We start from the raw sequence: 14,851 nt of genomic DNA on the forward strand, positions 1-14,851 counted from the left end.
TGGTCTGCGAACACACACAACACAACAACGAGCTTGGCCCCACCCCGATACGGGTGCATGGCCGGACCCCCCTGCATGGGGAGTGTCCAGGTCCACGCCCGAGGGGATGGGATGCCACAAGAGTTACGGCGGCCATAGCGAAAGGGAAACACCCGGTCCCATACCGAACCCGGAAGTTAAGCCTTTCAGCGCCGATGGTACTGCAACCGAGAGGTTGTGGGAGAGTAGGACGCCGCCGGACATACACTCCGCAGAGGCCACCCACTAGGGTGGCCTCTGCGCCATTTCACGGCCCTTCGGGTCGTGCACGCGAAGACAACGAGAAGGTGGAGTCGTGGCTGAGCAGCGTCGCAGTCAAGGGGGACGTAGTGGCGGTGGAGACAAGAGGGTCGGTCGTGGCCCCGGTGGCTCCGACGCCCGTGGCGGCAAGCCGCCGCGTTCCGGTGGCTCGACCGGTGGCTCGTCCGGCGGACGGTCCGAGGGCCGCAGCGGAAGGCCCGCGGAGCGGAGCGGACGCCCGAGTGAGCGCGCCGGCGCCGGCGAGCGCGGTGGGCGGCGGACCGAGCGGGCCGGAGGCCCCCAGGGCCGTGGCGGCCCCCGTCGTCCTCGGGACGCGGAGGATCGCACTCCTCGCACGGTCGACCAGGCCCGGTACGACGGTCCGGAGATCCCCGCGCACATCACCGGCAAGGAGCTGGACCGCGGGATCATCGCGCAGCTGAAGGGCCTGCCCGAGAAGCTGGCCGCCCGGGTGGCCCGTCACCTGGCTGCGGCAGGCGAGCTCATCGAGGACGACCCGGAGACCGCCTACCAGCACGCGCTGGCGGCGCGTTCGCGGGCGCAGCGGCTTGCCGTGGTCCGCGAGGCGACGGGGGAGACGGCGTATGCGGCAGGCCACTACGCCGAGGCGCTGGCCGAGCTGCGGGCCGCCAAGCGGATGAACGGTGCCACGGACTACCTGCCGATCATGGCGGACTGCCACCGGGCACTCGGTCAGCCCGAGCAGGCGCTCAAGCTCGCCAAGAGCCCGTCGGTGGCCAACTTCAGCCCCGAGGCCAAGGCGGAGATGACACTGGTGGAAGCCGGTGCCCGGCGGGACATGGGGCAGCTCGACGCCGCCTTGCGCACGCTCGAGCTGGCGCCGCTGATGTCGAAGAGCCGCGCCTCGTGGGTGGTCCGGCTGCGCTACGCCTACGCGGACATCCTCGAGGCCGCCGGCCGCGACGGCGATGCGCTGGCATGGTTCCACCGCACCAACGCGATCGACGGCGAGCAGATCACGGACGCCGCGGAGCGGGCCGAGATGCTGGAGCGCAAGGCCTGAGTGCCAGGCCCGGGCGCGCGTCGGCGTGTCCGGGTCGTCAACGCTGGCATTGTGGTCTCGAGTGAGTCACAATGGTCGCACAAACCACATATGTGTCATCTTGCTCCTTGTTCCATGACGAGACCGCTGGGGAAGGCGTAGCTCGCGCCGGAACGAAGGAGGTCACGGTGACCACACGTACTGCCCCCCGTCCGAACGGACCTGCGACCAGGGGGATCCTGTTCGTGCATTCAGCGCCGTCCGCGCTGTGCCCGCATATCGAGTGGGCAGTGGGCGGTGTGATCGGCGCTGCCGTCAGCATGGACTGGACCTCTCAGCCCGCGCAGCCCGGCACCTACCGTTCCGAGCTGTCCTGGACCGGACCCGCGGGGACGGCGGCTGCTGTGGCGTCCGCGCTCCGCGGCTGGAACCACCTGCGGTTCGAGATGACCGAGGAGCCCACCGCCTCGACCGAGGGCAGCCGCTACTCCTACACGCCCGAGCTCGGGGTCTTCCACGCCGTCACCGGCCTGCACGGGGACATCATGATCCCCGAGGACAGGCTGAAGGCCGCCGTGGTGAAGGCCGCCATGGGCGACACCACGGTGCTCCTCGAGATCGACAAGCTGCTCGGCAAGGCCTGGGACGACGAGCTGGAGACCTTCCGCCACGCGGGCGACGGCGCACCGGTCCGCTGGCTACACCAGGTCGTCTGACGCTGACGCGGGTCCGGCTCGGACCCGCGCCGGTCAGAGGGGGATGTTGCTGTGCTGGCCGCGGGGGACCCCGTGGATCTCGACGGCGTCCGCGATCGCCCGGGCAAGAGCAGTCCGGGTACGGCGGGGCTCGACGACCTCGTCGACCACGCCGATCTCGACCGCCCGCTCCACGCCGCCGGCCATCCTCTCGTGCTCGACCGCGAGCTCGGCCTCGACCTGGGGCCTGATGTCGGGGGAGACCTCCGCGAGGCGGCGACGGTGCAGCACCCGGATCGCGGCCACCGCCCCCATCACCGCGACCTCGGCACCGGGCCAGGCGAAGACACGGGTGGCGCCGAGCGAGCGGGCGTTCATGGCGATGTAGGCGCCCCCGTAGGTCTTGCGGGTCACCAGGGTGACGCGGGGGACCACGCACTCGGAGAACGCGTGCAGCAGTTTGGCGCCACGGCGGACCACGCCGTCCCACTCCTGGCCGACACCCGGCAGGTAGCCCGGCACGTCCACGAGGACCAGCAGGGGGATGCCGAAGGCGTCGCACATCCGGACGAAGCGGGCGGCCTTCTCCGCGGAGAAGGAGTCCAGGCAGCCGCCCAGGCGCAGCGGGTTGTTGGCCACCACGCCCACGGTGCGGCCGCCGAGCCGGCCGAGGGCGGTGACCACGTTGGGCGCCCACCGGGCGTGGAGCTCCTCGGTGGTTCCGGGCTCGAGCACCGCCTCCACGAGCGGGTGCACGTCGTAGGCACGCTTGCGCGCCGCCGGCAGCAACGCCTCGAGGTCGACGTCCTCGACGGAGTCGGGGTCCAGGCTGCCCTGCGAGCCGAGCAGCGAGGTGAGGCTGCGGGCTCGTGAGAGAGCCTCCTCCTCGGAGTCGGTCAGCACGTGCACCACGCCGGACCGCCGGCCGTGCGGCTCGGGGCCGCCGAGGCGGAGCATGTCGACGTCCTCGCCGGTCACCGACCGGACGACGTCCGGCCCGGTGACGAAGATGCGTCCCTCGGGGCCCAGGATGACGACGTCGGTGAGGGCGGGCCCGTAGGCGGCGCCGCCGGCGGCGGGACCGAGCACCACCGAGATCTGCGGCACCTTGCCGGACGCCTGCGTCATCACGTGGAAGATCCGCCCCACGGCGTGGAGCGAGAGCACTCCCTCGGCGAGCCGGGCGCCGCCGGAGTGCCACAGCCCGATGACGGGGACGCCGTCGGCCATCGCCCGGTGGTAGGCGTCGACCACGACGCGGCAGCCGGTGTCCCCCATCGCACCGCCCATCACCGTGGCGTCGGAGCAGAAGGCCACGGCGGGCGCGCCGTGGATCCTGCCGGTGCCGGCCATCATCCCGGAGTCGTCGTCGGGGCTGATCAGCTCGAGCGTGCCCTCGTCGAAGAGGGCCGCGAGGCGGGTGGCGGGGTGGCGCGGGTCCTCGTGGCGGGGGACCTTGAGTGCGACCCGGGTCTGGGAGGACGCTGCGGCGGCAGCGGGGATGGCGGTCATCGGGCGCTCCCGGCCGAGCCGAAGGCGACCGCGACGTTGGCGCCACCGAAGCCGAACGAGTTGTTGAGGGCGGCGATCTCGCCGTCGGGCAGGGGACGGGCCTTGGTGGCGATGTCGAGCTCCACCCGCTCGTCGAGGTCGTCGAGGTTGATGGTCGGCGGGCTGGTGCGCTCGTGCAGCGCCATCACCGTGGCCACGGCCTCCAGGGCCCCGGCGCCGCCGAGGAGGTGTCCGGTCATCGACTTGGTGCTGGTGACCACCACGTCGTTGACGGCGCTGCCCAGGACGGCGTGCAGCATCAGCCCCTCGGCGACGTCTCCCAGAGGGGTGGAGGTGGCGTGGGCGTTGACGTGCTTGACGTCGGAGGCGCTGATGCCCGCGGCCTGCACGGCCTGGCGGATCGCGCGTGTCCCACCGCGTCCCTCGGGGTCGGGCTGGGCGATGTCGTGGGCGTCGTTGCTGATCCCCGCGCCGAGCACGACCGCGTAGATCTTTGCGCCACGAGCACGTGCGTGCTCCTCGGACTCCAGCACCAGGATGCCGGCGCCCTCGCCGAGGACGAAGCCGTCGCGTGCGGTGTCCCAGGGGCGTGAGACGGTGGTGGGGTCGCCGTCGTTCTTCGACAGGGCCATCATGTTGGCGAACGCCGCCATCGGCAGTGGATGGATGGCTGCCTCGGTGCCCCCCGCCACGACGACGTCGGCGCGGCCGAGCGAGATGAGGTCGAGCGCCATCGCGAGGGCCTCGTTGCCCGAGGCGCAGGCCGAGGTGGGGGCGTGGACGGCTGCCCTGGCGCCGAGTGCCAGCGACACGTTGGCGGCCGGCGCGTTGGGCATCAGCATCGGCACCGCGAGCGGCGAGACCCGGCGCGGACCCTTGTCGCGCAGCGCGTCGTAGTTGTCCAGGAGCGTGGTGACGCCCCCGATGCCCGAGGCGATCGACACCGCGAGGCGGTCCCCGTCGACGGCCGCCTCGGCGAGGCCCGCGTCCGCCCACGCCTGCTGGGCGGCGACCATGGCGAACTGGCTCGACCGGTCCAGGCGCCGCGCCTTGACGCGCTCGAGCACCTCACTGGGCTCCACGGCGACGCGGCCGGCGATCTTGACCGGCATGTCGGCCGCCCAGGGGTCCTCGAGGCGGCGTACGCCGGACCGGCCGGCCAGCATGGCCTCCCAGGTGGACGTGACGTCCCCGCCGAGCGGGCTGGTGGTGCCGAGACCGGTGACGACGACTCGGGTGCTCATGTGGGTCTTCCGTTCCTTGCGTGGTCGATGGGGGCCGCTGGCCGGTGGTCCTCGCGGACCACCGGCCGGGTGCTCAGGCGGCTTGCGCGCGCTCGATGAAGGCGACCGCGTCGCCCACGGTGCGCAGGTTCTTCACCTCGTCGTCGGGGATGGTGACGCCGAACTTCTCCTCGGCGGCGACGACGACCTCGACCATCGACAGCGAGTCGACGTCCAGGTCATCGACGAACGACTTGTCCAGCTGCACGTCGCCGGTCTCGATGCCGGCGACCTCGTTGACGATCTCGGCCAGGTCGGTGCGGATCTCTTCGGTGGTCATGTTGCTTCCTTCTCCTTGGGTGGCGGTGAACTGGTGGGTGGTGAACCGGGGGGTTGGACCGCAGCGGCGGGCCGGGTGGTGCGGGCGGGCCTCGGGGTGCGGGCTCAGGGGACGATCACGACCTGTGCGGCGTAGGCCAGGCCGGCGCCGAAGGCGATGAGCAGGGCCGTGTCGCCCGAGCGTGCCTCACCCTCGGAGATCATCCGCTCCAGGGCCATCGGGATGGAGGCGGCCGAGGTGTTGCCCTGCTCGGCGACGTCGCGGGCGACGCGGACGTGGGCCGGGAGACCCATGGAACGGGCCATCGCGTCGATGATGCGCATGTTGGCCTGGTGGGGGACGAAGACGTCGAGGTCCTCCAGCCGCACGCCCGCCTGGTCGAGGGCCTGTCGCGCCACCTTCGCCATCGCGAAGGAGGCCCAGCGGAAGACCGCGTTGCCCTGCATGGTCAGGTGGGGCATCACGCCGCTGCCGGGTGCGTCCGCGGTGCCCACGACGTCGCGCCAGTCCTCGCGCTGCCGGATCAGGTCGGACTGCTCGCCGTCCGAGCCCCAGACGACGGGGGAGAGGCCGGGCTCCTCGCTGGGCCCCACCACTGCGGCGCCCGCGCCGTCGGCGAAGATGAAGGCGGTGCCCCGGTCGTTCAGGTCGGTGATGTCGCTGAGCCTCTCGACCCCGATGACGAGCACGTGGCGGGCGGTGCCGCCGCGGACCAGGTCGTTGGCCAGGGCCAGCCCGTGGCAGAAGCCGGCACAGGCCGCCGAGATGTCGAAGGCAGCGGCCTGCTCGGTGCCGAGCTCGTGGGCGATCATGGTGGCGACCGCCGGGGTCTGCATCAGGTGGCTCACGGTGGCCACTACCACGCAGTCGACCTGGCGGGCCTCGATCCCCGCTCGCTCCAGGGCCGCGGCGGCCGCGCGCACCCCCATCAGCTGCACGGTCTCATCGGCGGTGGCGAACCGGCGCTCCTTGATCCCGGACCGCTGCTGGATCCACTCGTCGGAGGACTCGATGGCGGCGACCAGGTCGGCGTTGCGCACCACCCGGCTCGGCCGGTAGGCCCCGACTCCCAGGATCCGGGCGCCCGGGGAGCCGGTGGTGGCGGCGAGCGGCCGGAGCGCGGTCACGCCGCCCCCTCGGGATGCAGGCGCAGCAGCGGCTGGCCCGGCGAGACGGGGTCGCCGTCCTCGACGAGCCACTCCATCACCTGGCCACCGTGCCGGGCGGAGACCGGGGTGCGCTCGCGCAGGCTGGCGACGTCCCCGATGACGCTCCCCGGGGGCAGGGATTCGGTGGCGTCCACGCCGCTGGCCTGGTGGAAGGTCCCCTTGGCCGGGGCGACGACCATCCGCCAGGTGGGGGAGATGTCCATGGGCGAGGCCTCGCCGTGCCGGTCGCAGAAGGCCCGGGCCTCGTCGAGCTGGTCGGGGTGCTTGAGGGCGAAGGTCTCCACGCCCTTGAGCGCGCGCTTCGCGATGCCGGTCAGGGTGCCGGCGGGCGGCATCTCCAAGATGCCGGTGACGCCTAGGTCCTGCATGGTCTCCAGGCACAGGTCCCAGCGCACGGGCGTCGCGATCTGGCCGACCAGCCGGGCCAGCAGCTCCGGGCCGTCGTGGACGATCTGGCCGTCGCGGTTGGAGATCACGCGGGTCCGGGGGTCGTGGGTCGACACGGAGCGCGCCAGGGCGGCCAGATGGGCGACCGCGGGCTCCATGTGGACGGTGTGGAAGGCGCCGGCGACGCTCAGCGGGACCAGCCGGGCCCGGGCCGGGGGCGCGTCGGCGAGGGCACGCAGCTGGGCGGCCGTGCCGGCGGCCACGAGCTGGCCGCGCCCGTTGTCGTTGGCCGCCACGAGACCGTGGGAGGCCAGCGTCTCGAGCACCTCCTGACGGTCGCCGCCGAGCACCGCGGTCATGCCGGTGGGCTCGGTCGCGGCGGCCCGGGCCATCGCCGCGCCGCGCTCGCGGACCAGCACCATGGCCTGCTCCGCGGTGATCGCCCGGGCGCCGGCGGCCGCGGTCAGCTCGCCGACGCTGTGCCCGGCCACCGCCCCGATCTTGCCGAACGCGTCGGCGGGGTGGGGGAAGAGCTCCAGGGCCGCGACCAGCCCGGTCGCCACCAGCAGCGGCTGGGCGATGCGGGTGTCGCGGATGGTCTCCGCGTCGGACTCGGTCCCGTGCGTGACGAGATCGAGACCGGCGACGGCGGAGAGCCAGTTCATGCGGGACCTGAAGACCGGGTCCTGGACCCAGGGGGAGAGGAAACCGGGGGACTGGGCACCCTGGCCGGGTGCGACGATGACGAGCACGGAGCCAACTGTGCCGGTCCCGGCCCACCGAACCCATCGGGGACGCACACGAAAGGTCGCGGCGAAGTTTGTGGGGTTCCTACAAAGGGTCGGCCGCGCTGGAGCGGTGCGCCTGGCGCCCCAGCACGAGGGCGAGCTGGAGGGTGAAGCCCTCCCGCGGCGCGGTCGGGTCCAGGCCGGTGAGGGCCGCCACCTGGCGCAACCGGTAGCGGACCGTGTTGGGGTGCACGTAGAGCGCGCGACCGGCCGCCTCCGTGGAGCCGCCGGCGGCGAGGTAGGCCGAGACGGTGGCGACCAGCGCCCCGCGGGAGGCGGCCAGCGGGCCGTAGACCTCCTCGACCAGGTGCCTGCGTGCGTGACCGTCCCCGGCGAGGGCGCGCTCGGGGAGCAGGTCGTCGCTGCTGACCGGACGGGGGGCCTCGGGCCACCCCGGGGCGGCGCGCAGCGCGGCCGCCGCGGCCCGCGCCGAGACGTGGGCCCGGTCCAGGCCGGGGACCACCGGGCCCACGGCCACCTGCCCCTCGCCGAAGAGGTCGGCCACTGCGCCCGCCGCCGCGCGCGGGTCGCGGACCCCGCCCAGCACCACCACCAGGCGCTCACCCTGGGTGGCGCAGAGGGCGTCCATGCCGGCGAGCCGGGCGAGGCGGCGTACCTCCCCGAAGACGTCGGTGTCGGTGCGGGACAGCGGAGCGCTGCCCAGGACCACGGTGACGCCGTCGCGGGCCGCCCAGCCGAGCGCGCTGGCGCGGGAGAGCAGGGTCTCGTCGCCCTCAGACCTGAGCACCGCGTCGACGACCAGGGCCTCCAGCCGGGCGTCCCAGGCCCCCCGGGACTCCGCGGCTCGGGCGTAGACCTCGGCCGTGGCGAAGGCGACCTCGCGGGCGTAGCGCATCACCGCCGCGCGGACCGCCGGGATCTCCGTGGGCTCGACCAGCGACTCGATGTTGGACTCCACGACGTCGATGCTGAGCCGGATCAGGTCCACCGTCTGCTGCAGGTTGATCACCCCGGTGAGCTCGCGGGGAGCCGCACCGAAGATCTGGCCGGCCAGCGCGTGCCCCCACGATCCCTCGGCCCCCGACTCGGGCGGGCTGCGCAGCCACCCGGTGAAGCCGCGGATGCCTGCCTGCACGATCAGCCCGACCCAGGACCGGTCCTCCGCGCTCAGCTGAGCGAACCAGGGCATCTGGTCCTCCATCCGGGCCATGGCCGCGGTGCTGAGGGCGCCCGACGAGCGGTCGAGGGCCGAGACGACGCCGGCACGGTCCTGCGGGACCAGGTCATCGGTGGCGAAAGTCACATCCCCATGTTAGTGCAGACCCGCCAAAGGTCTCGATCACGTTAAAGCCTTCGCACGGAGCGGCTCACCAGGGAGGGCGGATGCTTGAATACGAGCACAGCGACGAAGGGGGGAGCGCGTGTCCGACCCGGCCTTCGAGGTGGATCACCTCACCCTGCACGGTCACCGGCGGGCATTCGTGCGAGCCGGATCGGGGCCGGTGCTGCTGCTGCTCCACGGGCTCGGCTGCGACCACCGCACCTGGTCGCCGGTGCTGGCCGACCTGGCCCGGGACCACACCGTCATCGCCCCCGACCTGCTCGGCCACGGCCAGTCGGAGAAGCCCCGCGCCGACTACAGCCTGGGTGGCTACGCCAACGGCATGCGCGACCTGCTCACGGTGCTGGGCATCGACAAGGTCACGGTGGTGGGGCACAGCTTCGGCGGCGGCGTGGCGATGCAGTTCGCCTACCAGTACCCGGAGCGCACCGGGCGCATCGTGCTGGTCTCCTCCGGAGGTCTGGGGCCCGAGGTGAGTCCCGCCATCCGCGCCATCACGAGCCCCGGCTTCCACCAGGTGATGGGGGTGCTGACGCTGCCGGTCGTCCGGCACGTCGCGTCCACCACGCTGCGGGTGCTCGCCTCGACCGGCCTGCCGCGCACCCGCGACCTGGACGAGGTCGCGGCGGTCTACGAGCAGTTCACCGACCCGCGGCAGCGGGCCGCGATCCGTCACGTGGTGCGCGCCGTCGTGGACTGGAAGGGACAGGTGGTGACGATGGCGGATCGCGCCTACCTCACCCGGGAGATGCCGATGTGCGTGGTGTGGGGGGCCGACGACCACGTCATCCCGGCGACCCACGCCGCCCACGCAGCCGCCCTGGCGCCGTCGGCGCGGGTGGTGGTGCTGCCCGACAGCGGCCACTTCCCGCACAAGGACCACCCGGAGGAGTTCGCGGCCATCCTGCGCGAGTTCATCGCGGGGACCGAGCCCCAGCGCCACTCCCGCGCGACCTGGCGCCGACTGCTGGAGCAGGGCCAGGACCGCCCGGTGCGCCAGAGCGAGGCCGGGCGGTCGCCCGTCTCACCGGTGCCGGACCTGCACAGACGCCCGGCGGGCTGAGCCGCGCCGGGCGCCGCGCCTCAGGCGTCGCCGCCCTCCTGCGCCACGTCCGAGACCGCGGTCGGGTCGTCGATCCGGTAGCGCCTGGCCGCCTCGGCGACCTTGTCGACCGGGAACTCGCCGGCGTCCGCGAGCGCCTGGAGCGCCTGGACGACGATCGACTCCGCGTCCACGTGGAAGAACCGCCTGGCCGCCGGCCGGGTGTCGGCGAAGCCGAAGCCGTCGGTCCCCAGCACCCGGTAGTCGTTCGGCACCCACCGGGCGATCTGGAGGGGGACGGCCGCCATGAAGTCGGAGACGGCCACCACGGGACCCGAGGACTCACGCAGCTTGTCGGTGACGTAGGGCGTCCGGCGCTCCTGGTCGGGGTGCAGCAGGTTCCACTCCTCGGCGGCCACGGCGTCGCGGGCCAGCTCGTTCCAGGAGGTCACCGACCAGCCGTCCGCGACGACGCCCCAGTCCTCGCGCAGCATCGTGGCGGCCTTCTCGGCCCAGGGCCAGGCCACCCCCGAGGCGAGGAGCTGGACGCGGGGTCCGTCGCCCTCGCCCACGCTGACCCGGTGCAGGCCGCGCAGGATGCCGTCGACGTCGACGTCGGCGGGCTCGGCCGGCTGGCTGACCGGCTCGTTGTAGACGGTCAGGTAGAAGATGACGTTCTCGGCCTGGTCGCCGTACATCCGGGTGAGGCCGGACTCCATGATGTGGCTGACCTCGTAGGCGAGCGCCGGGTCGTAGTGCACGACGGCCGGGTTGGTGCTGGCCAGCAGGGGGGAGTGGCCGTCCGCGTGCTGGAGGCCCTCCCCGGTCAGCGTGGTGCGCCCGGCGGTGGCGCCGATGAGGAAGCCGCGCGCCAGCTGGTCGGCCATGGCCCAGACGGAGTCGCCGGTGCGCTGGAAGCCGAACATCGAGTAGAAGATGTAGAACGGGATCATGTGCTCGCCGTGCGTGGAGTACGCCGAGCCCGCCGCCGTGGCCGAGGCCATCGCGCCCGCCTCCGAGATGCCCTCGTGGAGCATCTGGCCCTGAGCCGACTCCTTGTAGGCCAGCAGCAGCTTGCGGTCCACGGCGTCGTACTGCTGGCCGCCCGGGTTGTAGACCTTGGCCTGCGGGAACATCGAGTCCATGCCGAAGGTGCGGTACTCGTCGGGCGCGATCGGCACGATCCGGTCGCCGATCCCCTTGTCCTTCATCCAGTCGCGCAGCAGGCGGACCAGCGCCATCGTGGTGGCGATCTTGTTCTTGCCCGACCCCTGCCGCAGCTCGGTGTAGGTGTCCTTGCCAGGCAGCGTCAGCGGGGTCGCCCGCTCGACCCGCCGGGGGACGGAGCCGCCCAGCGCGCGACGGCGCTCGAGCATGTACTCGATCTCGGGGGCGTTCTTGCCGGGGTGGAAGAAGGGCGCCCCGCCGGTCTGGTCGTAGGACTCCTCGAGCTCCCGGTCGCTGATCGGCAGGTAGAGCCGGTCCCGGTACTTCTTCAGGTCGGCCGGCGTCAGCTTCTTCATCTGGTGGGTGGCGTTCTTGCCCTCCAGGGCGTCGATCGTCCAGCCCTTGATGGTGTGCGCCAGGATCACCGTCGGCTGACCGACGTGCTTGGTGGCGGCGTCGAAGGCGGCGTAGACCTTGCGGTAGTCGTGCCCGCCGCGGGGCAGCTTCTCGATCTGCGAGTCGCTCATGTGCTCGACCATCGCGCGCAGGCGGGGGTCGCTGCCGAAGAAGTCCTCGCGGACGAACGCGCCGTCCTCGGTGGAGTAGGTCTGGAACTGCCCGTCGGGCGTGGTGTTCATCCGGTTGACCAGGACGCCGTCGACGTCGCGGGCGAGCAGGGCGTCCCACTCGCGGCCCCAGATCACCTTGATCACGTTCCACCCGGCGCCGCGGAAGTTGGCCTCGAGCTCCTGGATGATCTTCCCGTTGCCGGTGACCGGGCCGTCGAGCTGCTGGAGGTTGCAGTTGATCACCCAGGTGAGGTTGTCGAGCTCCTCGCGGGCGGCGACCCGGATCGCGCCGAGCGACTCGGGCTCGGCCATCTCGCCGTCGCCGAGGAAGGCCCACACGCGCTGGTCCCGGGTGTCCTTGATGCCCCGGTTGGCCAGGTAGCGGTTGAAGCGCGCCTGGTAGATCGAGTTGATGCCGGTCAGGCCCATGGAGACCGTGGGGAACTCCCAGAAGTCGGGCATCAGCCGGGGGTGGGGGTAGGACGGGAGGCCCTGGCCGACGCCGTGCTGCACCTCCTGCCGGAACCGGTAGAGCTGCCCCTCGGTCAGCCGGCCCTCGAGGAAGGCCCGGGCGTAGATGCCCGGCGAGCCGTGCCCCTGGATGTAGATCTGGTCGCCGCCGCCGGGGTGGTCCTTGCCCCGGAAGAAGTGGTTGAAGCCGACCTCGTAGAGGCTGGCCGCGGACTGGTAGGTGGCGATGTGGCCGCCGACCTCCAGGCCCTTGCGGTTGGCGCTGGAGACCATCACCGCGGCGTTCCAGCGGATGAAGGCACGGATGCGCCGCTCCATCTGCTCGTCACCGGGGAACCACGGCTCACGCTCGGAGGGGATGGTGTTGATGTAGTCGGTGGAGCGCAGCGCGGGGACCCCCACCTGCTTCTCGCGCGCCCTCTCGAGCAGGCGGAGCATGAGGTAGCGGGCCCTGGCCCGGCCGCGGTCGTCGACCAGCGAGTCGAAGCTCGCCAGCCACTCCTGAGTCTCCTCCGGATCGATGTCCGGCAGCTGCGTGGGCAGCCCTTCATGGATGACGGACGGGGTGTACGGGCGATCGGTCGGCTGGTCACTCACGGGTGCATCGTCGCACGTCGGCGCGGCAGGAAGAATCTACCGGCTGGTACGCCTGTTGGGCTCAGGCTTGCGCTCAGGGCCGGACTCCGCTGGACTACTCATCACTCCGCGCATCCGCGGGGGTATACGTGACGAAGGAGGGTCCGTTGACTGCGAGCGTGGGCGGGGAGTCCACCCAAGGATCGGGCGACGGCGTCGCGAGCAGGCTGGGGCTGAAGCCCGGACTGGTCGTGCAGGAGCTCGGCTGGGACCAAGACACCGACGACGACCTGCGGATCGCGATCGAGGACGCCATCGACGCCGACATGGTCGACGGGGACTACGGCAACGTGGTCGACGCAGTGGTGCTGTGGTGGCGCGACGAGGACGGCGACCTGGCGGACGGCCTGGTCGACGCCAAGACCGACGTGGTCGGTGGCGGCGCCATCTGGCTCCTGACTCCGAAGGTGGGCCGGCCCAACAGCGTCGACGCCGCCGACATCGCCGAGGCCGCGCCGATCGCGGGTCTGGCCCAGACCACCACCGCTGCCGTCAGCAAGGACTGGCAGGCCACCCGGCTGGTCACGCCGAAGACACCCGCCTGAGCCGTCGTCCAGCACTACGGACACGGCCCTCCACGAGCCCGAGGTTCACATGAGCATCGTCAAGACCCTGTCCGTGCTGTCCAGCGCCGGGGTGGTCCACCCCATGTCCCCTCGTGTCCTGCGCGGGATCGTCAAGACCGTCAAGGCGTGGGGGACCGGCCCCGCGGGCGGCTTCAGCCAGCTCGCGATCTCGCGTCCCGACGAGGTCGGCCTGATCGACGAGCTCGGCTCCCTGACCTTCAAGCAGATCCACGAGCGTTCCAACGCCCTGGCCAACGCCCTCGCCGCCCGCGGGGTGAAGGAGGGCGACCAGGTGGGGATCATGTGCCGCAACCACCGCGGCTTCGTCGACGCCACCATCGGGGTCGCCAAGCTCGGCGCCGACCTGCTCTACCTCAACACCGCCTTCGCCGGGCCGCAGCTCGTCGACGTGATCGCGCGGGAGAAGCCCGTCCTGGTCATCCACGACGAGGAGTTCACCGCTCTGCTCGCCGCCGCCGAGGTCAAGGACAAGATCCTCGCCTGGACCGACGCCCCCGGGGCACCGGACTCCCTGGAGTCGCTGATCGCGGCCCACCCGACCACCGACCTCACCCCGCCCGAGCACCACGCGCGGATCGTCATCCTCACCTCCGGCACCACCGGCACCCCCAAGGGGGCTCCGCGCAAGGAGGCCGGCATCAGCAACGCGGTCGCCCTGATGTCGCGGCTGCCGCTCAAGTCCGGGTGGCGCACGCACATCGCCGCGCCCCTCTTCCACACCTGGGGCTTCGCCCACCTCTTCCTCGGGATGCTGCTCGGCTCGACCATCGTGCTGCGGCGCAGGTTCGACCCCGAGGAGTCGCTCAAGGTGGTCCGCGACGAGCGCTGCGACTCCTTCATCGTCATCCCGGTGATGCTCCAGCGCATCCTCAACCTGCCCGAGGAGACCCTGGCGGGCATCACGATGCCGTCCCTGAAGATGGTCGCCGCCTCGGGCTCGGCGCTCCCCGGCGACCTGGCCCTGTCCTGGATGAACCGGTTCGGGGACAACCTCTACAACATCTACGGGTCGACCGAGGTGGCCTACGCCTCCATCGCCAACCCCGTCGACCTGCGCGAGGCGCCCACCTCGGCCGGGAAGCCGCCGTACGCCACCACCGTGAAGATCTTCGACCCGGCCGGCAAGGAGGTGCCGCAGGGGGAGACCGGGCGCATCTTCGTCGGCAACTCGATGCTCTTCGAGGGCTACACCGGGGGCGGGGGCAAGGAGATGATCGACGGCCTGATGTCGACCGGTGACGTCGGCCGGTTCGACGAGAACGGTCGCCTCTACGTCGAGGGCCGCGACGACGAGATGATCGTCAGCGGCGGCGAGAACGTCTTCCCCCGTGAGGTCGAGGACTGCCTGTGCCGTCACGACAGCGTGGTGGAGGCGGCCGCGGTGGGCATCGAGGACGAGGAGTTCGGCTACCGGCTGCGCGCCTTCGTCGTGGTCTCGGACCCGGCCGCGGCCGACGAGACCGTCCTCAAGGACTGGGTGCGCGGCAACCTGGCGCGCTACAAGGTGCCGCGCGAGATCGTCTTCCTCGACGAGCTGCCGCGCAACGCCACCGGCAAGATCCTCAAGCGCGTCCTGGCCAACAGCTGACCCGCTCGCGAGCAGGGTGGGCGAGCCTCACCCTGCTCCGGCCAGGCAACCGGTCGGTGCGATGATGGCGC

The 14,851-nt window shown here is 72.1% G+C and carries 12 protein-coding genes and 1 rRNA gene; 6 read left to right on the top strand and 7 right to left on the bottom strand.

Features of this window, described 5'->3' with window-relative positions:
• Positions 1-124: 124 nt before the first annotated feature.
• From rrf to AC4BGE_RS16260, 3 genes are all read left to right on the top strand, one after another.
• Positions 125-241: ribosomal RNA gene (gene rrf, locus AC4BGE_RS16250) — 5S ribosomal RNA — on the top strand.
• Between the two features lie 93 nt (positions 242-334).
• On the top strand, positions 335-1,324 hold the full coding sequence (locus AC4BGE_RS16255; RefSeq protein WP_490575938.1) for a tetratricopeptide repeat protein: 990 nt from the start codon (positions 335-337) through the stop codon (positions 1,322-1,324).
• A 167-nt stretch (positions 1,325-1,491) separates the two neighbouring features.
• Positions 1,492-2,019, top strand: a complete 528-nt coding sequence (locus AC4BGE_RS16260; protein WP_490575939.1) for a DUF3145 domain-containing protein — start codon at positions 1,492-1,494, stop codon at positions 2,017-2,019.
• A gap of 33 nt (positions 2,020-2,052) precedes the next feature.
• Here AC4BGE_RS16260 and AC4BGE_RS16265 read toward each other — a convergent pair whose 3' ends face one another.
• The 6 genes from AC4BGE_RS16265 to AC4BGE_RS16290 form a co-directional block, all read right to left on the bottom strand.
• On the bottom strand, positions 2,053-3,510 hold the full coding sequence (locus AC4BGE_RS16265; protein ID WP_490575940.1) for an acyl-CoA carboxylase subunit beta: 1,458 nt from the start codon (positions 3,508-3,510) through the stop codon (positions 2,053-2,055).
• The gene (gene fabF / locus AC4BGE_RS16270; protein ID WP_490575941.1) at positions 3,507-4,754 is read right to left on the bottom strand and encodes a beta-ketoacyl-ACP synthase II; all 1,248 of its coding nucleotides are present in this window, start codon (positions 4,752-4,754) and stop codon (positions 3,507-3,509) included. The genes AC4BGE_RS16265 and fabF overlap by 4 nt, the downstream gene beginning before the upstream one ends.
• A 73-nt stretch (positions 4,755-4,827) precedes the next feature.
• Complete coding sequence (locus AC4BGE_RS16275) at positions 4,828-5,073, bottom strand: acyl carrier protein (RefSeq protein ID WP_490572298.1); 246 nt, start codon at positions 5,071-5,073, stop codon at positions 4,828-4,830.
• 104 nt (positions 5,074-5,177) lie between these two features.
• Entirely contained in the window at positions 5,178-6,200 is a 1,023-nt protein-coding gene (locus AC4BGE_RS16280) for a beta-ketoacyl-ACP synthase III (RefSeq protein ID WP_490575942.1), read from the bottom strand.
• A complete protein-coding gene (locus AC4BGE_RS16285) occupies positions 6,197-7,381 on the bottom strand; it encodes an acyltransferase domain-containing protein (RefSeq protein WP_490575943.1) in 1,185 nt (394 codons plus the stop codon). Before AC4BGE_RS16285 ends, AC4BGE_RS16280 begins: the two co-directional genes overlap by 4 nt.
• Before the next feature lie 79 nt (positions 7,382-7,460).
• On the bottom strand, positions 7,461-8,681 hold the full coding sequence (locus tag AC4BGE_RS16290; RefSeq protein WP_490572301.1) for a PucR family transcriptional regulator: 1,221 nt from the start codon (positions 8,679-8,681) through the stop codon (positions 7,461-7,463).
• Between the two features lie 118 nt (positions 8,682-8,799).
• Here AC4BGE_RS16290 and AC4BGE_RS16295 point away from each other — a divergent pair, with 118 nt between their 5' ends.
• Complete coding sequence (locus AC4BGE_RS16295) at positions 8,800-9,783, top strand: alpha/beta fold hydrolase (RefSeq protein WP_490572302.1); 984 nt, start codon at positions 8,800-8,802, stop codon at positions 9,781-9,783.
• Between the two features lie 20 nt (positions 9,784-9,803).
• Here AC4BGE_RS16295 and aceE read toward each other — a convergent pair whose 3' ends face one another.
• Positions 9,804-12,566 carry a pyruvate dehydrogenase (acetyl-transferring), homodimeric type gene (gene aceE, locus AC4BGE_RS16300; RefSeq protein WP_490575944.1) on the bottom strand — a complete coding sequence of 921 codons (2,763 nt, stop codon included), beginning with the start codon at positions 12,564-12,566 and terminating at the stop codon, positions 9,804-9,806.
• Positions 12,567-12,712: 146 nt separating this feature from the next.
• On the opposite strand from aceE, the gene AC4BGE_RS16305 reads away from it, so the two are divergent.
• Together AC4BGE_RS16305 and AC4BGE_RS16310 are read left to right on the top strand one after the other, a co-directional pair.
• The gene (locus tag AC4BGE_RS16305; protein WP_490572304.1) at positions 12,713-13,150 is read left to right on the top strand and encodes a DUF3052 domain-containing protein; all 438 of its coding nucleotides are present in this window, start codon (positions 12,713-12,715) and stop codon (positions 13,148-13,150) included.
• Positions 13,151-13,199: 49 nt separating this feature from the next.
• Positions 13,200-14,780: an AMP-binding protein gene (locus AC4BGE_RS16310; RefSeq protein WP_490572305.1), complete on the top strand. Its 1,581-nt coding sequence runs from the start codon at positions 13,200-13,202 to the stop codon at positions 14,778-14,780.
• Positions 14,781-14,851 lie beyond the last annotated feature (71 nt).

It is taken from the genome of Nocardioides sp. Z50_6, from assembly GCF_058215755.1.